25 protein-coding genes are annotated in these 23,879 nt (G+C 43.5%); 5 read left to right on the top strand and 20 right to left on the bottom strand.

Translation table 11 applies throughout. The features are described from left to right. Nucleotides 1-2: 2 nt before the first annotated feature. From AC6CIB_RS08605 to AC6CIB_RS08615, 3 genes are all read right to left on the bottom strand, one after another. A complete protein-coding gene (locus AC6CIB_RS08605) occupies nucleotides 3-1,415 on the bottom strand; it encodes a S8 family serine peptidase (protein ID WP_498279668.1) in 1,413 nt (470 codons plus the stop codon). Between the two features lie 254 nt (nucleotides 1,416-1,669). Continuing rightward, nucleotides 1,670-2,320 carry a response regulator gene (locus tag AC6CIB_RS08610; RefSeq protein WP_498279670.1) on the bottom strand — a complete coding sequence of 217 codons (651 nt, stop codon included), beginning with the start codon at nucleotides 2,318-2,320 and terminating at the stop codon, nucleotides 1,670-1,672. Beyond that, nucleotides 2,313-4,154: a GAF domain-containing sensor histidine kinase gene (locus tag AC6CIB_RS08615; protein ID WP_498279672.1), complete on the bottom strand. Its 1,842-nt coding sequence runs from the start codon at nucleotides 4,152-4,154 to the stop codon at nucleotides 2,313-2,315. Before AC6CIB_RS08615 ends, AC6CIB_RS08610 begins: the two co-directional genes overlap by 8 nt. A 616-nt stretch (nucleotides 4,155-4,770) precedes the next feature. Between AC6CIB_RS08615 and phoD the strand changes: the two genes are divergently transcribed. From phoD to AC6CIB_RS08635, 4 genes are read left to right on the top strand one after another with little or no spacing between them, the layout of a single operon-like run. Further along, on the top strand, nucleotides 4,771-6,525 hold the full coding sequence (gene phoD / locus AC6CIB_RS08620; protein ID WP_498279674.1) for an alkaline phosphatase PhoD: 1,755 nt from the start codon (nucleotides 4,771-4,773) through the stop codon (nucleotides 6,523-6,525). A gap of 19 nt (nucleotides 6,526-6,544) precedes the next feature. Next, nucleotides 6,545-7,309 carry a twin-arginine translocase subunit TatC gene (gene tatC / locus AC6CIB_RS08625; RefSeq protein WP_498279676.1) on the top strand — a complete coding sequence of 255 codons (765 nt, stop codon included), beginning with the start codon at nucleotides 6,545-6,547 and terminating at the stop codon, nucleotides 7,307-7,309. Then, entirely contained in the window at nucleotides 7,306-8,739 is a 1,434-nt protein-coding gene (locus AC6CIB_RS08630; protein WP_498279678.1) for an alkaline phosphatase PhoX, read from the top strand. The genes tatC and AC6CIB_RS08630 overlap by 4 nt, the downstream gene beginning before the upstream one ends. Before the next feature lie 21 nt (nucleotides 8,740-8,760). Then, nucleotides 8,761-8,994, top strand: coding sequence for a twin-arginine translocase TatA/TatE family subunit (locus AC6CIB_RS08635; RefSeq protein ID WP_148967593.1), 234 nt, complete (start codon nucleotides 8,761-8,763; stop codon nucleotides 8,992-8,994). A 329-nt stretch (nucleotides 8,995-9,323) separates the two neighbouring features. Here the strand turns inward: AC6CIB_RS08635 and AC6CIB_RS08640 are convergent, their stop codons facing one another. The 17 genes from AC6CIB_RS08640 to AC6CIB_RS08720 all read right to left on the bottom strand — a co-directional run bounded on the left by AC6CIB_RS08640 (nucleotide 9,324) and on the right by AC6CIB_RS08720 (nucleotide 22,832). Continuing rightward, nucleotides 9,324-9,869 carry a T6SS immunity protein Tdi1 domain-containing protein gene (locus AC6CIB_RS08640; protein ID WP_498279680.1) on the bottom strand — a complete coding sequence of 182 codons (546 nt, stop codon included), beginning with the start codon at nucleotides 9,867-9,869 and terminating at the stop codon, nucleotides 9,324-9,326. An 18-nt stretch (nucleotides 9,870-9,887) separates the two neighbouring features. Next, nucleotides 9,888-10,373 (bottom strand): polymorphic toxin type 15 domain-containing protein, encoded by a 486-nt coding sequence (locus tag AC6CIB_RS08645; protein ID WP_498280535.1) that lies wholly within the window; start codon nucleotides 10,371-10,373, stop codon nucleotides 9,888-9,890. 79 nt (nucleotides 10,374-10,452) lie between these two features. Continuing rightward, a complete protein-coding gene (locus AC6CIB_RS08650) occupies nucleotides 10,453-10,758 on the bottom strand; it encodes a hypothetical protein (RefSeq protein ID WP_498279682.1) in 306 nt (101 codons plus the stop codon). Between the two features lie 182 nt (nucleotides 10,759-10,940). Continuing rightward, nucleotides 10,941-11,495, bottom strand: coding sequence for a T6SS immunity protein Tdi1 domain-containing protein (locus AC6CIB_RS08655; RefSeq protein WP_498279684.1), 555 nt, complete (start codon nucleotides 11,493-11,495; stop codon nucleotides 10,941-10,943). A 14-nt stretch (nucleotides 11,496-11,509) separates the two neighbouring features. Beyond that, nucleotides 11,510-11,860, bottom strand: a complete 351-nt coding sequence (locus AC6CIB_RS08660; protein WP_498280537.1) for a polymorphic toxin type 15 domain-containing protein — start codon at nucleotides 11,858-11,860, stop codon at nucleotides 11,510-11,512. Between the two features lie 163 nt (nucleotides 11,861-12,023). Then, entirely contained in the window at nucleotides 12,024-12,656 is a 633-nt protein-coding gene (locus AC6CIB_RS08665) for a hypothetical protein (RefSeq protein WP_498279686.1), read from the bottom strand. Nucleotides 12,657-12,665: 9 nt separating this feature from the next. After that, nucleotides 12,666-12,839, bottom strand: a complete 174-nt coding sequence (locus AC6CIB_RS08670) for a hypothetical protein (protein WP_188048349.1) — start codon at nucleotides 12,837-12,839, stop codon at nucleotides 12,666-12,668. 107 nt (nucleotides 12,840-12,946) lie between these two features. After that, complete coding sequence (locus AC6CIB_RS08675) at nucleotides 12,947-13,330, bottom strand: immunity 22 family protein (protein ID WP_498279688.1); 384 nt, start codon at nucleotides 13,328-13,330, stop codon at nucleotides 12,947-12,949. A gap of 4 nt (nucleotides 13,331-13,334) precedes the next feature. Beyond that, on the bottom strand, nucleotides 13,335-15,086 hold the full coding sequence (locus tag AC6CIB_RS08680; protein ID WP_498279690.1) for a ribonuclease YeeF family protein: 1,752 nt from the start codon (nucleotides 15,084-15,086) through the stop codon (nucleotides 13,335-13,337). 20 nt (nucleotides 15,087-15,106) lie between these two features. Continuing rightward, nucleotides 15,107-15,406 carry a DUF5344 family protein gene (locus AC6CIB_RS08685; protein WP_498279692.1) on the bottom strand — a complete coding sequence of 100 codons (300 nt, stop codon included), beginning with the start codon at nucleotides 15,404-15,406 and terminating at the stop codon, nucleotides 15,107-15,109. Further along, on the bottom strand, nucleotides 15,407-15,835 hold the full coding sequence (locus tag AC6CIB_RS08690) for a YwqH-like family protein (protein ID WP_498279694.1): 429 nt from the start codon (nucleotides 15,833-15,835) through the stop codon (nucleotides 15,407-15,409). Between the two features lie 297 nt (nucleotides 15,836-16,132). Beyond that, a complete protein-coding gene (pbfA, locus tag AC6CIB_RS08695) occupies nucleotides 16,133-17,485 on the bottom strand; it encodes a (R)-1-hydroxy-2-aminoethylphosphonate ammonia-lyase (protein ID WP_498279696.1) in 1,353 nt (450 codons plus the stop codon). Beyond that, nucleotides 17,460-18,290 carry a phosphonoacetaldehyde hydrolase gene (gene phnX / locus AC6CIB_RS08700; protein ID WP_498279698.1) on the bottom strand — a complete coding sequence of 277 codons (831 nt, stop codon included), beginning with the start codon at nucleotides 18,288-18,290 and terminating at the stop codon, nucleotides 17,460-17,462. Before phnX ends, pbfA begins: the two co-directional genes overlap by 26 nt. Further along, nucleotides 18,287-19,381, bottom strand: a complete 1,095-nt coding sequence (gene phnW, locus AC6CIB_RS08705; protein WP_498279700.1) for a 2-aminoethylphosphonate--pyruvate transaminase — start codon at nucleotides 19,379-19,381, stop codon at nucleotides 18,287-18,289. The genes phnX and phnW overlap by 4 nt, the downstream gene beginning before the upstream one ends. A 20-nt stretch (nucleotides 19,382-19,401) precedes the next feature. After that, nucleotides 19,402-20,394 (bottom strand): extracellular solute-binding protein, encoded by a 993-nt coding sequence (locus tag AC6CIB_RS08710; protein WP_498279702.1) that lies wholly within the window; start codon nucleotides 20,392-20,394, stop codon nucleotides 19,402-19,404. Between the two features lie 70 nt (nucleotides 20,395-20,464). Then, complete coding sequence (locus AC6CIB_RS08715) at nucleotides 20,465-22,087, bottom strand: ABC transporter permease subunit (RefSeq protein ID WP_498279704.1); 1,623 nt, start codon at nucleotides 22,085-22,087, stop codon at nucleotides 20,465-20,467. Then, entirely contained in the window at nucleotides 22,080-22,832 is a 753-nt protein-coding gene (locus AC6CIB_RS08720) for an ABC transporter ATP-binding protein (protein ID WP_498279706.1), read from the bottom strand. The genes AC6CIB_RS08715 and AC6CIB_RS08720 overlap by 8 nt, the downstream gene beginning before the upstream one ends. Before the next feature lie 220 nt (nucleotides 22,833-23,052). Here AC6CIB_RS08720 and AC6CIB_RS08725 point away from each other — a divergent pair, with 220 nt between their 5' ends. Beyond that, on the top strand, nucleotides 23,053-23,814 hold the full coding sequence (locus tag AC6CIB_RS08725; RefSeq protein WP_498279708.1) for a DeoR/GlpR family DNA-binding transcription regulator: 762 nt from the start codon (nucleotides 23,053-23,055) through the stop codon (nucleotides 23,812-23,814). The last annotated feature ends 65 nt before the right edge of the window (nucleotides 23,815-23,879 follow it).

A 23,879-nucleotide genomic window follows, 5' to 3' on the forward strand; every position in this document is an offset into this window, starting at 1 on the left:
TATTAATTTTGTTGAAAAGCTCTTTCAACTGCCTTGAAGGCATTAATATAACCTGCACCGGTTTCCCATACTTCATAATCTGGCATTGGCCTGGCCGTTTTCTCCAAGATACTCTTCACTTCCAAAGGGGTAAGAGTCGGATTTGCATCCAATAATAGCGCAATGACTCCTGCAGCATGGGGTGCCGCCATCGAAGTACCGCTCATCGTTGTATAGTACGGTATATAAGCGGGATCAATGTATTCGGCGTCCTTAGCTGCTCCAAGAAGCGGAAGCGGCGACACAACGCGCGTCGAAATAATGTCCACTCCCGGTGCCGTGATTGTAGGCTTGTCAGACCAAGTCCACTCTTTTCCGTCGATTATTACTGTACCTCCTTTTCCTTGTTCTCCTCGTGAAGAGAAGTCAGCAAGTTCATAGGCATCGTTTCCTGCTGCTGCCGTTACCACCCAAGGGGCTTTTTTGTAATTCCCTGAAATCGTAGAAGCATCTGGTCCAGAGTTGCCCGCTGAAAAAACTGTTATGATCCCTCTGTCAAATAATTTCTTTGTGGCGATATTAATAGGATCATAGGGATCAAACTCTTTACCGGCCTGGCTCGTATCTCCCCAGGAGTTCGTAATGACCCGGATATTATATTCCCGCTGGTGGGTCAAGGCATAATCAAATCCCCCTATCGTATCGAGCATAGCCAGTGCCGCTCCGGAACCATATCCAATTAAGTTGGAACCTGGTGCAACCCCTTCATACTTCCCTCCCGACATGGATCCTGTACCGCCAACAATACCAGCGACATGAGTCCCGTGTCCTGAGTTATTGTCGGTGTTAGGGACATTCTCTGTGTATGTAACTGGAAGGATTGCATCCACTGCGTGGAGATTGGTGGAACCAAGCACGTTTTGAACCAGATGACTGCCGTATTCAAGGTCATTATGGGTTCCATCCACCCCGCTGTCGTTGATGACCACTCCGATTCCTTTACCGGACACAGGAAGACCTCCATTTTGTTTCGTCATAACTGGGTTGGTACGTACTTCATCCACACCCGTTATGGAAGTGGCATCTTCATTTTCATATGCCAAATCTCTATTTAAATAAATCGAAACAACTTCCGGGGATTCCGCAAGCTTTTCCACCTGAGATTTGGTGGCCAGCACTCCTGCCATTGGCAGGCTTTCAAAGCTGAAACCTGCATTAATACCGGCTTTCTTTAAGATGTCTGCCCTATTTTCATGTGCTCCCTCTTTAAAGGTGACAATCACTTCAACAGGCTCCAAAGCTGAGGCCATCTCCTCAACTAGGTTCTCATCTACAACTGCCTTACGGTCAATGCTTGATGCCTCATGATGAGCCCAAGATGAAGAAAACATCGATATCATCAACAAAAGTGAAATGAAAATCGTTTTTAACTTCATTTTTTCAACTCCTTTCTTTAAAATTATTTTCTCATTTTCCTAATCTTCCGACTATTATGCAACTGTAGTAAATAAACAGAGCATGAGCAGTATATGATTACTACTTTAGTAGTAGATGAACTAGTACTCTTTGCCTCAAAAACGAACACATCAGGTGAGATGTCAAAGGGCAATCAATAGAGTGCAAACACAACAAAACCGGCCATAGGCTAAGGCCCATGGTCGGTTTAAATATAGCTTCACTTATTCCGCTTTCAAGAACTTGGCGGGAAGGGCACTAATTTGTTTTGAACAGCATGGATGATCACCTGTGAGCGGCTTTTAACATTTAGTTTTTTAAATATATTGCTCACATGGATTTTAACCGTTTTGTCACTTACAAACAGCCTCTTACCAATTTCTTTATTGGTTAACCCTTCAACCAGACAAGTAAGAACTTCCCTCTCTCTTTCCGTGAGTAAATTTTCTTCCTTGTCCTTTCTTTGTTTCTGCTGATGGAAGGTTAAAAGTTTTCTAGTCAAGGAAGGATGAATAACCGATTCTCCATGAAACACAGTTCTTACTGCCTCTACCACTTGATCCGATGGTGCATCCTTTAAGAGATATCCGTCTGCTCCTTCTTTGATGGCCGACATAAAATATTCTTCATGGCTGTGCATGGTTAATATCAGAACCTTGATATGAGGGTATTGCTGTTTTAAAATTCTTGTTACCTCTACTCCGTTCATCCCCGGCAAATTGATATCCATTAGAATGATATTGGGAGCCAACTCTCTTACCTTATTCAATGCATCGCTTCCTGAAACGGCTTCCCCTATAACTTTAATATCATCTTCTGACTCGATGATTGTTTTCAGCCCATCCCGCAGCACTGCATGGTCATCCACTAATAATAATTTAATCATTGTCGCTTTCTCCTTCCAATCCCATTCTAGGAACAATAATGGTCACTTCCGTTCCTTCACCTTCTTGGCTGTCGATTTGAAGGGATGCATGGATTTTTTCAGCAGAATCATTGATTTGCAGGATTCCAAAATGAGGATTCTCCCTCGCATCCAGCATGGCTTGAAAAAGTGAAAATCCCACACCGTCATCTTTGACCCGCAGTAAAATATTCTCGGATTGATAACACAACAGAATCTCAACGGCAGTGGCCTTTGCATGCTTGATGACGTTCTGCAAGCTTTCCTGAAAAATATCAAACAATACTTTCTCAACCATGGAACTTAATTCCACTTCATCTCCTCTAACTTTGAAGGAGATATTGAGCGAAAATTCTTTTTTGGCTGCCGCCGCTCTTGCCTCTATAGCTTTTGACAGACCCACTCTTTCTGTAGGATACGGCCTCAAGGCATATATGGATTCTCTAACTTCACGCAAACCTTCCCGCAGCCCACTGACACTTTCATCCATGAGTTTCAGGGTTTCTTCAGGCTTCTTACTGAACCTTCGGCCGGCCGATTCTAATTTCATAACAGCCCCTGCGAGTGTCTGTGCAATCCCATCATGGATATCCCTTGCAATTCTATTCCTCTCTTCAAGTAAAATTCGCTTTTCCTTCTCTTGGAACAGCATTCGAGTCTTGATAGTGACTGCCAATTGGTTTGATAGTGTCGCAATCGATTGAACATCCTCATCCGTAAAACTTTTGGTTCGGTTCCTTGCAGCTACCAGCATCCCGACCGTTTCTTTCTCGATCCGCAAAGGGAAATAAACATGGGCTTTTAGGCGCTTATCAAATAAGCTCTTTGATTTCATTTCATTCATGCTCATATCCCCATGAATAATGGGTTCCTTCACTTCTTCAAATTCTTCAGCCGTCTCCTGATCCAACTCTATCACATGAACTGAATCCCCTATCTGAAATTGCATGTTCCATTGTCCATTCTCCTTGACCCATAATGCAAATGCATCTGCATTGATAAACTCTGAGAAAGTAGTTTTGAGCTCATTCAGCCATTTTTCTCCTGGTACTAGCTGGTTGAGTTGGGAGGTGATAACAAAAAGGGATTTCAACCTTTTCTTTTCAGCCCGAAGCCTCACAATGGCTGAGCTTAAAAGCGCGAAACCGACCAGCGGCGAAAAGAAAAAGAAATAAGAAAATACATCTATCTCCCCTCTATTTTGGCTGCCAAGCACATATAACAATCCCCCATAAAGCAAGGAAATCAACACACAGTTTAACTCTGTAATGGTTTTTGTGGCCCAAGATTTTAAAGTATAAGCCTGCGGCCTGAGCAAAAGGACGATATCTACAATCAAATTATTTACCAAGAAAAAAAAGAGCTGCATAAAGAAATACTGAAATATCCCCTGCAGGAAAGATGTATCAATTGCCTGTTGAATAAAGGGGTCAAGCTCCTTCAGAAAAAAAGTCGCTGCCAAAAGGCTGAGAACCAATTGGGCAGGATTAAAAATAATGGTTCTTAAAGGTCGTTGATGCTTTACATTAACCAGCAAAACAGCCGCGGCGTATGTAATGGCTGTGACCGAAAAGCCAAACAACAAGAAAATGACATACACAATAGGAAAAGTAATGGCCGTAAATCCTCTCCATACAGGCATAGGATAATATTCACTGACAATAAGGAAAATAAATAAAAGCAAAAGGACAAGATAGTTTTCAACTGGCTCCACGGTAAGCACAGCTGAAATAACAGTCAGCCATCCCAGGAAGGAAATCATATATAAATAGACCCTTGAGTACATCTCCCTCTTCTCAAAAATTTCGGTTCCCACCTTCCCCCTCCTATCTATCGTTCTATTATTCTAATTTTCAATTAATTTTACCCCAAACCAGCCGAAATTCAAATATCAAAAGAACTCAGACGGTTACATGCTGCTGTTTGCGTTTATCCATCAAATTCAGTAAGTCTTTTTTAGTTTACCAAACTTGAAGACCTCCCCAGTTATGTCAAGCTACTTTCTTAAATGTAATAACTTCTTATCCTCATCAGATCCCTTCCCCTACTGGGACTGCAACGATAAAATGTACTGTCTCAAACACACCTACTTATAGCATTGATCCGTGTCCATCCAGCAGCCTTCTTTTTCCCTCCCTTAAGTTTCGTGCTGTCTTTCCCTCTATTTGATCTTTACCAATATATTCATTTTATTATGTAGTTTTCTTTTCACCAATGTTAAGAAAACCGAGACTTCCCGCCTACTTAATACTGGTGAAATCTGCTAACTATCTCCCGTTTAATGAAATATTCAAACAATAACCGATCTTTTTTCCCAGGAATGACTACCCTCCTGTTCTATCCTCTGTTTACATTCATTTACAGTAAATTAAAAATGGTCTCCTATAATATGAACTGTTCCATTCAATAGATTCATGAAGGGAGTCATCCACATGACCAATGAGAAATCGATGGAAAATTGGATTCAAAAACTTAATGAAGAGACCTTACATAAAGGGGTTGACCGTCGCAGCTTCCTTCAAGGGGCTGGGAAAGTCGCTGGCATTTCTTTAGGAATGGTGATGGCTCAATCGATGGGTGGTTTCTCTGTCTCTGCAGAAGAAGCCGAGTTTCAAGATTTTCCTTTTTTACTTGGGGTAGCTTCTGGTGACCCGCTCCCGGATAGTGTCGTATTATGGACACGTTTAGCCACCGACCCGCTTAATGGCGGCGGCATGCCTGATCGTAACATTCCAGTGAAGTGGGAAATCGCGAAAGATGAACATTTCCGTCGTATTGTTCAGCGCGGCACGGAAGTTGCAAGTCCGGCCCTCGCACATTCCGTTCATGCCGAGGTAGGGAACCTGGAAGCAGGTACGGTGTACTATTACCGGTTCAAAGTCGGGAAGGATTTCAGCCCGATCGGAAAAACGAAAACCCTTCCTGCCCTGAATGAAGACGTCGCAAGCTTGGCTTTTGCCTTTGCTTCTTGCCAGCAATATGAGCATGGCTATTATACTGCCTATAAACACATGGCCAAAGATGACCTTGATCTCGTTTTCCATCTTGGAGACTACATTTATGAATACGGTCCTGATGAGTATGTAGCAAGTACAGGAAATGTAAGACAACATAAAGGTCCGGAAATCCGTTCTTTGGAGGACTACCGAAACCGTCATGCTCAATACCGTTCAGACAAGGATTTACAAGCTGCTCATGCGGCATTTCCTTGGGTGGTCACATGGGATGACCATGAAGTGGAAAACAACTATGCTGACATGATTCCTGAAAATGGCCAGTCTGTGGAAGAGTTCGTGAAACGGCGTGTTGCTGCCTACCAAGCCTACTATGAACATATGCCATTAAGAAGATCTTCGATGCCTCATGGAACAGACATGCAGCTCTACCGTCAGTTCTCATATGGGAACTTAGCTAATTTTATGGTGCTCGATTCACGTCAGTATCGTTCTGATCAAGCGAATGGAGATAAAAGCTCTCCGCAGACGGCAGAATCCCTGGATCCTTCACGCACATTGTTAGGCGGCGAGCAGGAACAATGGGTCCTTGATCATCTTGGCAAATCCACCACCTCCTGGAATGTACTTGCCCAGCAAATCTTTTTTGCCAAACGAAATTATGGTCCAAGCCCTGATCAACCTCGTTACAGCATGGATGGCTGGGATGGCTACACACCTGCAAGGGAGCGCATCACGGAATTTGCCCGTAAAGAAAACATGGATAACTTGATCGTCCTGACAGGTGATGTACACGCGAACTGGGCTTCGAATATCCTGGCAGACTTTGATGATCCGTCTTCCAACATGCTTGGAGCCGAGTTTGTCGGCACGTCGATTACATCAGGAGGAAACGGGGCGGACAAGCGCGCTGACACGGACCGTATTCTTGCGCAGAACGAACATATTAAATTTTTCAACGATTATCGCGGGTATGTCCGCTGTCATGTCACGCCGAACGAGTGGAGAGCCGATTATCGTGTCGTTCCATTCGTCTCGAGTCCTGGTGCAGATATTTCTACCAGAGCTTCATTTGTTTACGAAAAAGATTCACAAGGACTGAAGGAAATTTCAACGTCCACCGTTCCCCAAGGGAAACAGACGTCTTCTGAGGTGGAAGATGATCGTCATGAAGCGCACAACCGGGCCCATAAAAAGCAGGCCCAAAAAGGTAAACACATGCAAATGAACTAGCACCAAGGAGGCTGAGGCCATGAAAGATCGCAACCAGCAGCTGATCGGACACTTGGAGGAGCTCAGGAGCCGAGCCATTAAAACGGTACTCGCTTTTATTGGTTTCCTTGTAGTGGGGATGGCCTTTATGAAACCGATCTACGGGTGGCTGATCAGGGATTTAGACATGAAGCTTGCGATTCTCGGACCGAGTGAGATTCTATGGGTGTACTTGATGATTGCCGCTGTCTTCTCACTGGCTGCAACCATTCCTGTCGCTGCCTATCAAATTTGGCGGTTTGTCGCTCCGGGTCTGAGCCCGACAGAACGAAAAGTCACCTTACGCTTCATACCCGCCCTGTTCTTTTTGTTTATTTCCGGCATTGGGTTCGGTTACTTTTTACTTTTTCCCATCGTCCTGAATTTTTTAACCACCCTGTCAGCCGGCCAATTTGAAACGATGTTCACGGCGGAAAAGTACTTTCGATTTATGCTGCATCTTACACTACCTTTTGGATTGTTATTTGAAATGCCTTTAGTGATCGTCTTTCTGACGGTACTTGGCATTTTGGACCCGGCCAAATTGAAGAAATCAAGAAGGATCGCCTATTTTTTGCTGATTGTCATTTCCGTGTTGATTACGCCGCCGGATTTCCTTTCGGATGTACTCGTCATCCTGCCGCTTCTCCTTTTATATGAAATCAGCATTACATGTTCAACGATCGCTTATAAGAAACGCGCTTCTCAATCGACGGAATCACATGCAGGTCAAGAAAATTTAGTTCTAAGGAGTGAAAAGACGTGAATAAACACGATATGAACAGAAGAGACTTCCTGAAAGCAAGCGGGATCAGTACTGCTGCCCTTGCCCTCGGTAGCACTGGATTAATGTCTTTCGGGGGAAATAAAGCATTTGCCGGCACATCCCAAAACAGGAAAACGACTGGCGGCTATGGTCCCCTTGTCAAGGACCCTGGCGGCGTGATGGACCTTCCCCGCGGTTTCCAATACCGGATCATTTCAGAGGAAGGCAAAGCATTATCGGATGGCAGACCCGTCCCTGCCAAGTTCGATGGGATGGCCGCCTATAGTGGCCCCAATAACTCCACCATTCTCGTGAGAAATCATGAATTGAGCGGAAATAGTCCATACCCCGTGATCGGGAAAAATCCTTACCGCCGTGAAGAATCGGGCGGGACCACTTCCTTAGTCGTCGGCCCTGACCGCCAAGTCATGAAGGAATATGTCTCTTCTTCCGGTACCATCCGTAACTGCGCAGGCGGGGCGACTCCGTGGGGCACATGGCTCACGTGTGAAGAAACGCTGGAAGAAGGTCATGGCTATGTATTTGAAGTGGATCCACATAACCCTGAAGACACCATCTCGAAAACCCCGATCCGAGACATGGGTGCCTTTTCCCATGAAGCCACGGCCATTGACCCGACAACAGGGATCGTCTATTTAACCGAAGATGCTGGTCCCAGTTATTTGTATCGCTTCCTTCCGAACGACCGCAGTCAAAAGGTCGGTGCCCTGCAAAAAGGCGGCAAGCTTCAAGCGGCAGCCATCGAAGAGATGAGCAAAGACGAAACCAGTCAATTCCATACCGGTCAGAAATTCGGGGTTGTATGGAAAGATGTAAATCCAGAGAAACCGACCCTTGATGCAGGCAGACAAGGATGCATTGCCTTCAGCCGTCTCGAGGGGGCTTATTTTGAAGGCGGCGTGTTCTGGTTTGATGATACATCCGCTGGAGATAAAGATTTGGGCCGTGTGTACCGCTATATTCCGGCCACCAACACCCTGGAGCTATTCTATGAATCTACTGCGCAGAATGATCTGGAAATGCCTGATAATATTTGCATCACTCCATGGGGAGATCTATGGATTGCTGAAGACGGAGGCGGTGTCGATCGTGTCATCGGGATGACACCAGAAGGCGAAACATACGTGTTCGCAGAAAATAAAGTAAACAATTCCGAGCTTGCCGGACCAACGTTCTCTACAGACGGCCGAACCTTCTTCATTAATATTCAATCACCCGGGATGACCTTTGCGATCTGGGGACCATTCGCCAGAAAAAATGCATCCCGCAGAAGGCTCATGGGCCATGCTGCACCGCCGGCTGCCTACGCACCGAACATTTCAGACAAACTATCGGCCTTTGCAGAAGTTCAGGGAATGTCAGACTTAGAAGCAGCTGCGTTCGCACGCCATGGCATGCCCATTCTATAAACCCAACAGGAGGCGAAAATTATGCTAACGAATATCGGAATCCCAGGATTAATTCTCGTACTAGTCATCGCGTTGATCATCTTTGGACCTTCCAAACTCCCAGAAATCGGACGTGCTTTCGGAAGTACATTAAAAGAATTCAAAAGTGCTACCAGTGACCTTATGAACGGGAACGATCAAGAGAAGAGTACCTCTGCAGACGAAGGGCAACGACTGAAAGCCGTGGAAAAAGACAAACAACAGACAGGCAGCTGACATTCTTCACAAAAAAGCGTCCAGAGTTTCTTACTCTGGATGTTTTTGATGATGGAAATCCATATTTGCATTCTTTACCCCAAAAGATATAATTCTTTTAGCGTTTCTATAAAATCAGGATCATTTTTCACTTCAGTCTTATTAATAGAGTCATAAAATTGGCATAGTTTAAAAGAAAAATTGTATACACTTTTCTCCATCCCGGCCCACAAATCCTGCCCGATTCGTTTACAAAAGTGGAGTCGGAACCATTCCCATTAAGTCCGTAATGAAAAAAGAGGAGATCCGTCCCCAGCTTCCTAGTTAATCCTGTAACAAACTCCCTAGTATTACTGAACAGGTCCCATAAATTCAGTAATAAGAAGAATATGTTCCTTCAATTTGACTTTTTTAAGATTCTCTACTTTTTCTGCTCCACCTAAACCTAATAGAGGAGAGTATCCAAAACACTCGTCATAGTTAGGGGCACTGTATTTACTAATCGCTTCAGGATAAGGCTCCCACATTAATTCATCGTTCATAAAGTCATTATCTTTTAAGTCTTCAAAAAAGAATTCAAATCCGGATGAAACAACATTAACATATCCTTTCCTATAGTTTAATAAATTTACATACTTATCTTTTTCCCATACTATAATATCACCCATTGCAGTTGTAAAAATAGGAATCGCCTGCTCATACCTTGGATAACTTCTCCCTAAAATATCTAAATATTCGTCTGGATTAATTACTTTTAAAAAGTCATTTACGAAAGTACCAAAACCATATTTTTTCCAGACTTCCATTAATCCTTCAGGAATTTTATCCTTATATTTTAAAATAACATCTTCATCAACTGTTTCATGTTTTATAAAACCGCTAAATATAGTTTCCAATTACATTGCCTCCTTTGATTATTGAGTTAATTTCACATTTAAATAAGTATTCCTTAGCTGCTCAGGCGACATATTCTTCGCTATTTCCTTAATTTGTTCATCAACAACATCAATTCTATATTTCCATTGGGAATCTATTGAGGAATTTACTCTTTTATCCCCAAAACCCCCAATAATGTCTGCTCTTCCACCTGCTATTTGATCTGGATTATGAAGTGCTGCTTTTGTTTCTAGCCATTCTGAAGCTTTCTTTGTCGCATCTGTTCTGGAAAGTCCTTGTTTTCGCAGTTCAGCAATTTTATCTTTAAGTGCTTCTTGTCTAGCCATTCTTTGAGCAGCATTTCCTTCTATTGCCCGCACTTCAGCAATATATCTTTCTCTATTTTCAAGATACACGTCAATTGTAAGTTCATTCATGCCTTTTTCTTGGTATTTCAGTTGTCTTACAAACTCTTCGGAGTCATGTTTATCATTTCTTTTAAAATTAACTTCAACTTCTTTTATTCTTAGTACATCATCTAAATGCTTTCATTTACCTGTATCCTTAATACCAACCCTATCACCAGTACCTATCTCTCTCTTCTTAACCGTCCTCTTCACAGAAAAAACTACTCCACCCAGGCTCTCCACCAATAAACATCCCATTATCAGCAACCATCATAGGACGATTATAAAGATCATCAATCCCTAACCGGATCTGATCCCATCTATGAGTCAATGAAACTTTCGGAACTGTCTTAGGTGCAGGAGTTGATATATTCGTGCCACCTTTGACTTTTAACCCAGGTTTCGCCCCACCGACAAGAAGTGCTGCCAGGCCAAAGCTGTCCAACCAGTGTTCTTTAGAGTAAGTGTCATCTGGGTTTACTGCTCCATTAAAAAGATCCATTCCACCCATCGTCAAATAGTTGATAAAGTCAGAGCCTTAGTCGGTTGCTACTTCGGCTCGTTCATTGAGACCACTCACGAAGCCCTTGCCTAAATCAAGCCCACTGTTGGTTAAAAAAAGCACTTGATGCCAATAATGACAATCAAGTGCTTTTAGTTAAGTCTGTAACATTCTCTTGAAGATTACTGAACTGGTCCCATAAATTCAGTAATAATAAGAATGTGTTCCTTCATTTTTACTTTCTTTAGGTTCTTGACTTTCTCTGCTCCACCTAAACCTAGTAAAGCGGTATAGCCAAAGCATTCATCATACTCTGGTTCTTTATATTTTTCTATTGCTTCTGGATAAGGAAGCCAATCTAATGCCTTCTGTCTAAACGCCTCTTCCTCTAAAAATCTAAGAAATAGGGAATATTTTGAAGCTAGCACTTTTGTTTTACCTTTTCGGTAGTTAATCATTACAAGATAAGACTCTTGGTTTTCATCCTTTTCAAACAGTATAACATCACCCATGGATGTACTGAAAATAGGTATTGTTCCTTCGCTTCTTAAATAAGAATCATTTACTAAAGAGCTAAACTCATCAGGGTTAATTATTTTTAAATAACCATTCATAAATGTACCATACCCATATGTTTTCCATGCTTCGATCAACTCTTTTGGGAGCATATCTTTATATTTATGAATTGTATATTCCTCTACTTCACTTACCTTCTTAAAATCATTAAATAAGCTCAAATTACAAACCTCCTCTAATGTATAAGCTTAACATTTAAATACGTATTTTTACGCTGCTCAGGTGTCATTAATTGAGCTAGTTCTTCTATTTGTTCATCGACAATATCAATTCTATATTTCCACTGTGATCCAATTGATGAGTTTATTCTTTTATCTCCCATGCCGCCAACATTTAGCGGGTTACCGCCTGCTATTTGGTCTGGATTGTGAAGTGCTGCTTGCGTTTCCAACCAACTATTTGCTTGTAACTCAGATTCTTCCCAAGACATACCACTTTCAAATAATTCTTCTATTTTTTTATTTAAAGCTTTCTCCCGAGCTGCTTGTTGTGCAGCATTACCTTCTATTGCACGCCCTTGTTCAATATAGCACGGGGACGGTTCTGATGCTTCCCCAGAGTATAAAAATAAGCACGAGAACTGTTCCCGTGCTTTTTCTTCCTTTAATGCCTCAAGTGTTTTTAGTTAAGTATTGTAAACTTTTTTCTATTCATCTAAATACTACTTTAAGTTTTATTTATAAAGATTTTTAAATTAAGAATACACTAATGTCTTCATCGGTAAGATTATTTCCCTCCCCATGTTCTATCAGTAGATCTTTAACTTCTTTATTAAATATATAAATCAGAAATAGTTTCTTAAAAGCAAAGAAGAGTGCTCTTTTCTTACTGATAGGTGAAGTAGAGCTGATAGTCTTCCCATCTTCACCTCTATACTTAACTATAAATTTATCATCTTCTGCATCTATTATTATTCTGTTAGTTTTTAAGATGGTGTCATTTAAAGAAAACAGAGTTGGGGGGATCCCTATTAGATATATGGCTTCATGAAACTTTCTTTCATTAAATTCCGGACCACCAATATCAAATTCCTCATGTTCCATCATAAACGGACGGATTCTTTTAGCAAAATAGAAGGCAGTCAGCCTATTCATTAAAAAGTACACTGCTGCTTCCTTTTCTGATTTGAACTGTTTTATCACTTTTTCATTAGGGACTTCTTGTCTCTCAACCAACAGTGAGCCAAATTCCCACTCTTCCCTTACTTTTTTTAGATAGTGATAGTTTTCATAAGGGGGATTTATTTCAACTAACTTGTCAGGTTCTATTGTTATCTGCTTTCCTGCCTTATTCATGATTTTTGCTATAATGCTAATGTTCATCTCGTCACCTCAATGACTAATTTCACGAATATAGCCGAGTAGTGCTGCCAGGCCAAAGCTGTTTAACCAATTTTCCTTTGAATAGACATCATCAGGGTTCAGAGCAACGTTAAAGAGGTCCATGCCACCCATCGTCAGGTAGTTGATAAAGTCATTACTGAAGTCATGAGCTATTACTTTCATACAAGCATTAACTATGTTGTCCGAAACAAAAATTTTTCACAAAAAACAAAGCACCAGTTGCCTATTAGACATTCAAGTGCTTTACTCTAAACTGTATAATAGCAAGTTTAATCTATATACTCTGCTGTACCTATAAAATCTAGTTTGTATGCATTTTTGTTTATTGAATTTACAGCTCTACCATCTGTATCATAATTATAGTTATAAATTAAAATAATGGTATTATATTTCGAATTTAACTTAACATCCATAAACTGCTTTATTAATTGATCATCATATGAAAAATCCACTAGAAGCTCTTTTATATCATCTTCAGCATCCTGTATCCAATCTTTTTCGATTAAGTCTCTGTCATAATACCCTAATTTAAAATCTCTCTCAAAATCAGAAGGAATACTATCACCATCTTCATCATATTTTATTTCAGTGTATTTCTCTAGCTCATCAAAATTGCTGAAGTTTCCCAACCATAAAGAAACATCGTTTTTCATTTTTTTACCTCCTTAGACCTTCTGGTAAATCCATAACTCCATTTTTCATTCTATTACTAGCCCATTCATTTAACCTCTTAACAAAGCTTTCATAATCGGGAGCAGTATCAATAATTTTTAAAATTTCATTATGAGCTTTTGTAGAACCCCGCCTACCATGACGTCCGGGAGGATTTACAAATTCGACATCTTTAGTTAAGGACCTCATTTCTTTTATATCGTCCATACTAACACCCCATTGTTTAAATTTGGGTGTTCTTGCCACAAGGTGCCACTCATGGTAACCCCCTGGACGCCTAATCCTATCTTCTATCTTACTTCTCAAATGAGGTACACTCCACATTTCGTCAAATTCATCAACTGATAAGCTATCAAACCACATATTAAATTCATTATTTCTAATTGAAGGAATTTCTACATCTTTACCCGTACCCTTAGTACCAACCCTATCACCGGTACCTATTTGTCTCTCCTTAACCGTCCTCTCCACAGAAAACCTACTCCACCCAGGCTCTCCACCAATCAACATCCCATTATCAGCAACCATCATAGGACGATTATAAAGATCATTAATCCCTAACCGGATCTGATCCCATCTATGAGTCAATGAAACTTTCGGAACTGTCTTAGGTGCAGGAGTTGATATATTCGTGCCACCTTTGACTTTTAACCCAGGTTTCGCCCCACCGACAAGAAGTGCTGCCAGGCCAAAGCTGTCCAACCAGTGTTCTTTAGAGTAAGTGTCATCTGGATTGACTGCTCCGTTAAAGAGATCCATTCCACCCATCGTCAAATAGTTGATAAAGTCAGAGCCTGAGTCAGTTGCTACTTCAGCGCGTTCACTCAGACCATTCGCGAAGCCCTTGCCTAAATCTAGTCCGCCAGCCGTGATATAGTTTCCAAAATCATAGACGGAGTCAAATTTGGTTTCATTTCTTTTCTCCATCCCGGCCCAGAGATCCTGTCCAATTTCTTTGAAACTGTTAAGGGATTCGGTGGTGGGGTTTTCGTTGACTTCTTCTTCCGCGATCGGTTTGGGCTCTCTTGCCTGTTCTTGAGATTCCTTGAATTTTAAATAAGAGTCTGTCTGTGCTGTGATGTCGTCCGTCAGCTGATAGGCATCACTGGAGTAATAGGCTGTTGCGTTGAAATACAGCGGTGATATTTGATTCCCTTGCCTGGACGATTCCATTAATTCCTTCATGAGCCCTGCGAGTATCTGTTCGCTGATCTCTAAGTGTTGGTATTCCCTTTTTAATTCTTCATCAAATCGATTAACAGAGTCAAGTGTATCTTCTCGCTGCCTCCTTGCCTCTTCCATATGGGTATCGAATCGATCCCGCGAAAAGACATTCAGTGGATGGATGTCGCTTATACGATTTAGGATGCTTTGGAGTTCCTGTTGCTGTGCAGCGATCATTTCATCTGAACGTCTTTCGCTTTGATGAAGATCTTCCTCCAGAAATGGAAGTTCCACCGTTTCCCCGCTAAGGTTGCGCCCATCGGCGTCACCTTGAATGCCATTGAAAAAAGCGATGTTACTTTCAGCAAGTTCAATCCAAACCTCAACGACATCGATTTGAGCGCCGTAGAAGCCTTTAATGGCATCGGCACCCTTTCCCTGGAATTCATCGTCAAGTTCCACAATGGCTTGAAAAGTGCTTTTAAGTGTAAGAAGTTGGTCTCTTAATGTCTCGTATTCATGTCGACGTGATGACATTGCGTCGAGTAAAGTGGGGGCTTCATATACTTTCAATGGTCGCGTCTGCCTTTCTATCAGGATCTTGTTATGGCTTCATCCTGTTGTTTTAAAGCTTCTACATTTGCTTTGGTATCTTCAATATTCTTTTCCACTGTGGCGATATATTCCTTCAATAACAATTGAATGTTCTGTTCACGCTGAATCCATGCATCTGTATAATTCAGCTTGTTCCGTCCCAACTGCTCCTGTGCGGGCGGCTTAAGCTGAAGCCGTTCCAGGGAGTTGTTCGCTTCATTCAGTTTCGCCATGACCGCAGTATGGTTGAGCTTTATTTGTTGCGCTGATCCACCGCCAGATCCCGGGATCACATTCATCTAAAATAACCTCCCTCTCAAATCACTGATTTTATGGGAAACCTGATCATAAAAATCTTCACCCTTGGACAGTAAATATTCTGCGTCATTGGCCAGATTGCCGTAGAAGCTAATAACCCCTTGTTGCGCTTCCAAATAATGAATCTTTGATTCTATGGAACTGACGTATTCGTCATAGTTTTCATGTCCTATTTGCCTCATCGCTTGAAACGCAGAATCTCGTTCCTCATGATAATCATCGGACCTCGGACCCATCCAATTTTTATGTAATTCCGGCTGCTGGATTTGCTTCATTTCATTTAGAAGTTGACTTTGCTCATTCAGAATGGCGCTTTTTGCTTCCCTCAACCGAGAAATCTTTTCCTGAATATCGCTCGATCGGGAATGAATCACACTTTGAATGTAACTCAAGTCATTATAGAGTCCCATACCGGCATCTCCCTTACAGATTATTCCACTAAAGATATAGTACCACCCTTTTTTCCATCATTCTATTTAGAAGTGAGATCATGACAAAAAAAGGAAAATATTCACCGTTCTTTTTTACCACATTTGGCAATGAACGAAACCTCTTCACCTATCAAACGTGACTTTATGACTAATCCTTGACGAAGAGTGAGCTTCCTGTCTCACTTTTCAAGTGCAAGGGGAGGGATCTGATGCTTCCTCTTTATGAAAAAAAAGCAAGAGAACCGTCATGCGTGTTCTACTTGCTTCCCCAATTTTTCATACTAATTTTTCCAGTACCTCATCAATCAAACCAACTGCAAATCCCAACTCCTCCTCCGTCACAACAAGCGGAGGATGCCACGTCATACAATTCCCACCCGAAATCTTAAACGACAATCCTCTTTCCAGGCAGTAATACAAGACGCTCTCGGCTAAATCATCGTGTTTTTCCTTCGTTCCCCGGTCCTTCACCAGTTCAATCGAGATCATGAGTCCTGCAATCCGTACGTCCCCGATGCATTCATGACGCTCAGCAAGCCTGTCCAGCTCGTCACGCACAAACGCAGAAAGTGCCTGGCACCGCTCCCCGAGCTTATGATCGTCGATATAGTCGATTGTGGATAAAATGGCAGCGCTTCCGAGTGCCGGTTTTTCGTGTGTATAATGCCCGAGGGAGATATCCCCAGCACAATCGTATTCCCTTTTGGCAAGGACGGCAGCCTGTGGGATGATTCCCCCTCCCAAGCCTTTTCCTAATACAAGAAGGTCCGGTTCCACGCCGAATTGCTGATGAACGTAGAATGTTCCGCTGCGGTACAGGGCCGTTGGGATTTCATCAAAGATTAAGAGAATACCATATTGATCACAGATCCTCCGCAGTCCTTTGAAATAGTTGCGCGGTGGGATATGCGTATCGGTTGCCCGGATCGGCTCGAGTAAGATCGCACCGATTTCCCCTTCGTTTTCAATCATGTATTCCAGATACCTGAGGCAAAAGGACGCGATCTCTTCAGTAGATTCACTGTTTAGGAGATTGCGATAGCTATTATACGGGATCCCTTTCAGTACTCCGGGCATGAGTGGGCCCATGTCCTTCTTGAATGCATATTCCCCGCCTACTGAAATCGTATCAAGTCCTGCTCCATGGAACGATTCCCACATGGAGATGACCTTGTGGCGGCCTGTCGCCTTGCGGGCGATTTTAAGAGCGAGTCCAACAGCTGCACTTCCTGATGGCGTAAACAGGACCCGGTAATCCTTTGACATCGTCTTGTTCACGAGTGCCTGCGCCGCTCGAATCGTGATGTCCGCTGTGAACCGCCTAGGAATAAACGGCAGCTCTTCTACTTGCCTTTTGACTGCCTCGACGACATACGGGTTTTTGTAGCCGACCTGATGAAGGCTGTTTCCATGGAAGTCCAGATACCTTCGCCCATTCACGTCCGTGATATAGCAGCCTTCCGCATCAGCCATCGCTTCCAGACAGGGAGTCGACATCGATTGCTTTAAAAATGAACGTTCATCCTCCTGAAGAAACGTGTTACTTTTCTGGGTTAACCGCTGATTCCACTGGGAACGCAAGGAACTGCTGTTAATATCGCCCTCACGCTTCAATTCGTTCATGCTCATACGGCCGCTTTCCTTGTTCGATCTTTTCGTTGATTCTCTCAATCAGCTCCGGTAGCTCCTTCATGGTACGGATCGTAAAGTCAGCTCCGTTCGCATAGAAAACCTGTTCCACTTTGGATCGGACCTGGTTCTTTTCCGTTTCTGAAAGCCTTGCGAAATCCTTCAGGGTCAGTCCCATTTCCGAGCTTCCTTCAATCACACCCACGGTCCAGACTCCCGCATTGACGCCTTCTTTCATATCAGATGCCGTGTCACCGACTTTTACGACTTTCCACGGGGCCGTCAGCTGAAGAGCCTCCATGTTCCGGAAGATCATATAAGGGAACGGTCGTCCAAACGAGTTTGTGTCGTCCGCCGTGATATAGAAATCCGGACGATAGCCTTTCCTCTCTGCATGTGGCACGACGATCTCCATCATAGAGCCTGTATAGCCCGTCGTGGATCCAATCTTCAGCGCCATATCTCTGAGGATTTCCACCGTGTCAATGACATGGGGAATCGGATCCGTATAGTCTGCAAGATTCGTTAAAAGAGTGGTTTCGAAGGTTGAATGAAGAGCTTCTACATCCTCTTCCTGAAACGGTCTGCCGTGTTCTTGTTCCCATAGACCAGAAATTCTCGGCATGGATAGCATCTCCCGGATATGGTCGATCTTCAGCATCCCCATAGGGGCACGCGCTTCCTCCATGGTCACTTCGATGCCGGCCTGTTTGAAGATATCCATGAACACCTTTACCGGGGCAAAACAACCATAGTCTACAGTTGTTCCTGCCCAGTCAAAAATGACAGCTTCCATTCTATTCATTTCGTCTCATCCTCCATGTATTGTGCGATAACGTCGCACAGTTTTTGAATATCGTCTTCATAGATTTCACCGATGTTTCCAATACGGAAGGTATTCACTTCCGTCAGCTTCCCGGGATAAATCACATAGCCTCTTTCTTTTACATAGCTGTAGAAGTCTTCGAACTCAAATGTATCCGACGGGTACACAAATGATGTGATGATCGGCGACTGGAACTCGTCTGCAATATAAGATTCAAAGCCGATCTGGTTTAATCTTTCTCTCAGGATCCCATTATTCGTTTGGTACCGTTCAAACCTCGCGGAAATGCCGCCTTCTTCCAGCAGTTCATCGATCGCTTGTGAGAAGGCTGCAACGACGTGGGTCGGGGACGTGTATCTCCATTTGCCGTCCACGTCCATCCCTTTCCACTGATCATATAAATCCAGTGACAGGCTTTTGCTGTTTCCCGCGCAGGCCATCAGCTTATCGCGTTTCGCAATGATGAAGCCGAAGCCGGGCACGCCCTGGATGCATTTATTCGCAGAGCTGATTAAGTAGTCAATCTCAAGCTCCGGTACGTTGATCGGGATTCCACCGAAGCTGCTCATGGCATCAATGATGAGGGTTTTCCCGTATTCCCTCGATACAGTTGAGATCATCTCTAATGGATTCAGGATCCCGGTGGTTGTTTCACAATGAACCATCACGATATGGGTAATGTCCCGGTCTGACTCTAGTATTCTCCGAATCTCTTCTTCCTTCGGGACTTCATCATACTCCACACTGTACTGGTTGAATGTCATTCCAATGGCCTCAGCCATTTTGACAATCCGCTCGCCGTAAGCACCATTGGTGATCAAGAGTGGCTTATCCTGTTCAGAGATGGCGGTCATCATGACGGACTCTACCGCAAATGTACCGCTCCCCTGCATCAGGACAACCGTATAGTCCTCATTTCTGCACCCTGCCAGTTCAAGAAGCTGGGATCGTATTTTTTGAGTGATCACCTTATAGTCTTGATCCCACGTGCAGCGGTCAACCAACATCTTCTCTTTGACCGTGCTTGAAGTCGTTAAGGGACCTGGTGTTAATAGCTTATACATATACATTCCTACCCTCTCCCTTCCCCTTATTTTGCAGACTTAAAGAAATCCTGATGTTTTTTCAACAAATCGACGGTCAACGGCTCTGAGAATGTCTTCGAATGAGCCGGTTTATTGCTCTCAGATACGGTTTCACCTTCATAGAGCGCCACAGGATAGGACTCGATTAACTCTTCTCGGCCGTCTTCAATGATGACCTTCGCCATTTCCTGCGCAAGCTCCGTTGTCGCTTCGTCCTTTTTCACAACTGCTACCGATTCAGTTAACGAGAAGTTCCCTTCTGTCGAATCGACAAAGTCGATCGGCTCTCCATTTTCCTTAGCGGCCACTGCCTGGTGACGGAGTCCGAATCCAACGGCGACCTCGCCCGCCTGTATCTTCTTAATGGGACCGGAGCCTGAGCTTTCAAGATGCGGCCCGACATTCGTAATCAATTGTTGTAGGATCGTTTTGCCTTCTTCTTTACCGTACTCGCTTATGATCGATTGGACGAGGAGCCAACCTGTGGAGGAATCCATAATGTTTGGAATTGATACGAGATCTTTGTATTCCGGTTTTACCAAGTCCTTAATGGACGTTGGCATCTCTAAGCCTTTTTGCTTCAGGATTTCTGTGTTGACAAAAATGGAACCTGTATTCGATAGAATCGGAGTATAATAGGCTGGATTTTTATCCAATGCCTTCGGTTCGAAGGTTAAATCAGCAAACATGTCATACTTTTTCTGAGCACTTTCAATATAGTAAGAACTCATCGTAATCAAATCAGCATCCGTTTTCTCTCCCTCTACTAAAAGCTTTCCGCCTAATTCAGATGTTCCGAGGGATTGAACGACATATTTCCCTTCATAGCCTGCACCCTTCAATGCGGTTTCCATCGCTTCGACCGCTTCATCATCCCCATTCGTTGCGATCACCACTTTTTCTTCTTCCCCTGCAGCTGAACTGCCGCATGCTGCCAGTGTGGCAACACATAATACAACCATTAGATGCAGGAACCTTTTTTTCATTTTGCTTAGCATGTTCATTTCTCCCTTTGAGTTGATTTTTTATTTTCAAGGCTTGCGACCGGTATGATGTGCCGCAAACCTTTCAAAACGTTTGAAGTGATCCCCTCTTTTGCCAGTATCCAAGCAGCAGCTTGACGATTAGATTGGTCCCGAAAATCAGCAGGGACAGGACGAAGATCTCGTTGAACTTGGCAAAGTGCTGAAGTTGCTGGATTTTACTCGAGACCAATGACGTTTCGGCCGTAATCAGAAAGATGATTCCGCTGATGGTGACCATCGAGTTGATGAAATAGTAGCCCGCCATCTCCAGAATGGTCGTGGCTGAGTTCGGAATGATGACCCGGCGCACGGTTTTGAACCATCTGTCCCCGAGTAGCTCTCCCGTCGTTTCCCAGCCTGGATTCATCTTCGACAGAGAATGCTTCGCCATTAAATAAGGTGTTGTGAAAAAGTGAATCAAATTACAGAAGATCAATATGGCAAAGGTGCCTTTAAAGCTCGTCCCATTGAATAGAAGCAGATACGACAGCCCCAGCACCATCCCGGGAACCGTATTCGTCACCATCGCAATCCCGTCCATGACGGATTTCCCTTTCACGGCTGTCCTTCCGTTGATCAGGGCCGCTCCATAGGCGACAATGGTTCCGAAGATCGCGGTCAACACTGAAACGTAAAGAGAATTCTTATAGACTCCCGTTAAATCATTGGAGCTGAACGTGTCGATGATATGCTCCCAGGTAAAGGTATTATTGAACGGATATTGCTTCAGGAACGGAGCAATGAACATAATCGCAAACGTCGCGACCATCCCTGCCAGGATGAGAAAAGCCAGTGATCCAAGGACCGTATCCCGCCATCGGTTTCGCATCAGCTCCGTGTCCGTCACCTTGTCATAGTGAAAATTCAATTTCTCCAAATAGCGAAGGAGCAAGATCCCAAGGACAGCAGGCAGCAGCATCAGTACGGCAATGACGGCCCCCTGATTGAAGTCCGGGATCGAGCCGAGCATCACCCGGTACAACAGGGTCGCAACAACCGTGTACGTTCCTCCGATGGAAGCGGGGATCCCGAAGTCTGTAAAGCTTAGAATGAACGAAAGGACAAATGCCCCTCCGAGCGTCCCCCACAGCGGGCGGATAATCGTATTCATAAAGCTTCTAAGGGTGCTGTCCCCCATCAGCTTGGAGACGATGATAAATTTCTTGTCAATGTACTGAAACGAATTATGAATGACGAGAAAAGCGGGCGGCAATGTGTAGATCACATAACCGATGAGCAGCCCGTTAAAGCCATACATGTCAAAGAACGGCCTGCCAAACAGCTTCGAAAACAGCCCTTGATTTCCAAAGGAGTACATAATGGCAAACCCGTATGTAATCGTCGGAAGCAGCATGGGCAGGAGTATACCTGTTTTCAACACTCCCTTGAAAGCTGGCAGTATTCTCGTTGCATTGATCGAGTAGGCCATCACAAATGCCAGGACCGTTGTAATCAATGCGGTTACCGCCGATACTTTAAAGCTGTTCCCCATCGCGGTTAAAATGTCCTCATTCGATAAGGCATCGAGATACGTCGAAAACGTAAATCCCTGATCATTTTCAAGTGACTTCATAAGTAAGACCATGAGAGGCAGGATCAAAAAGATCAGAAACACTCCCACTGAAGCGTAAAAGATGATCCTCATTTCCGGTTTCACTTTAATCATGGCTATCACCGAACAGGGCATAAATATTGTTTCGCTTAATTTGCAATTGCTTTAATATAAACTCCCGGACGAACTCATCCTCTGGCTGTTGGATAATTTCCTTAGGCGTTCCATACTGGGCGACCTTTCCTTCATTAATAATGAGAATTTTATCGGAAAGCGTTAGTGCTTCCTCGGGATCATGGGTGACGATGATCGTCGTAAGCCCCAGCTCCTTTGCGATCGACTTGATCCGATCCTTGATGGACTCTTTAATCACGCCATCCAGTGCACTAAGCGGTTCATCCAGTAACAACACTTTCGGCCTGGTCACAAGTGTCCGTGCAAGGGCGACTCTCTGTTTCTGGCCGCCTGACAACTCGCCGATTCGATTGTCCAAATGAGGCTCAAGCTCCAGGAAGTCTATGTATTCCTGCAGTTCTGCCTCTGAGATTTTCGTTTTCTGGTTTTTGAGGCCATACACGATATTCTGATAGGCGTTCAAATTAGGAAATAACGCATAATCCTGAAAGACGATGTTGAATCCGCGCTTTTTCATCGAGACGTTTGAAACGTCCTGCCCGTTGAATAGGATTCTTCCATCATCCATGTTCGTCAGCCCGAGGATGATGTTGAGCAGCGTCGTTTTTCCGCTTCCGCTCGGACCCAGAAGCGAAACGATCTCTCCTTGGTTAATATCAATCGTGATATCTTCTAACACGACTTTTTTATCGAATTGTTTGCGAACTCCATGTAATGTAAGCAAACGCGTCACCTCCTCAATCACAACCTCAGTATAAAAACTTTGTGTAAACAGTCGTCACGTTTTATGTAAACGTTGTGTAAAAGTTGCCCATATCTTTAATAACTCATCATTAATTCATGCATATATTTACAGAGATGTTTTCATATTTTTACAGTTTCATGATTGAAAGTTTTCAGCAATACCCTTACACTACAAGTAACAATTCAGAATGGGTGAGGTTATGTTTCCACTGGAAAGACGTCAAAGAATCATGGACTTATTAAAAGAAAAGAAGATACTAAAACACTCAGAACTTACGGAAGAGTTAGGCATATCCATTGATACACTTAGGAGAGACTTAAATATTCTTTCTGAAAATAGAGAGATCGAGAAGATTTATGGAGGAATCAAATTAGTTGAAACGGACATAGGAGAATCCGCAATGGCTGATCGAATGGTGAGCCACCTGGAAGAGAAGGAAAGCATTGCCCTTCTATGCCATGAACAGATTCAAGAGGGAGATTGCATTTACATCGACAGCGGCTCCACGACCTACCAATTGGCGAAAGCCATCAAAAACAGAAAAAACCTGACCGTCGTGACCAACTCACTGCCTGTCATCACGGAGCTCATCAACAGCGAAGTCGAACTCATCATTATCGGTGGCAAAATCAGAAGACACGAAAGCTCCGTCGTTGCCTACGATTATATATTTAATTTCGATGAGCTTAACATTGTCAAAGCCTTTATTTGCGCCAGCGGAATCACAACCGAGCGAGGCATATCGGATTATAACCTTGAAGAAGCCGTCACAAGGAAGAAAATCATCGAGCTCTCGAAAGAAGTCTATGTGGCAGCGGACCACACCAAATTCGGCAAAGAAGTCACCGTCCGGATTGCCCCACTTGAAAAGATTGATTATATTGTCACCGATCAGAACGTAAGTCCCCATTGGATTGGGGAATTTAACAGTTGTAAGACGAATCTGCTCGTTTCAGAGTGATTTAGTTTTCAGTGTGAAAAACCGCGACTGGCTCGGCCGTCGCGGTTTGTTTGGGTTATTCAATT

The sequence above is a fragment of the Rossellomorea sp. GQ25 genome (genome assembly GCF_059758515.1).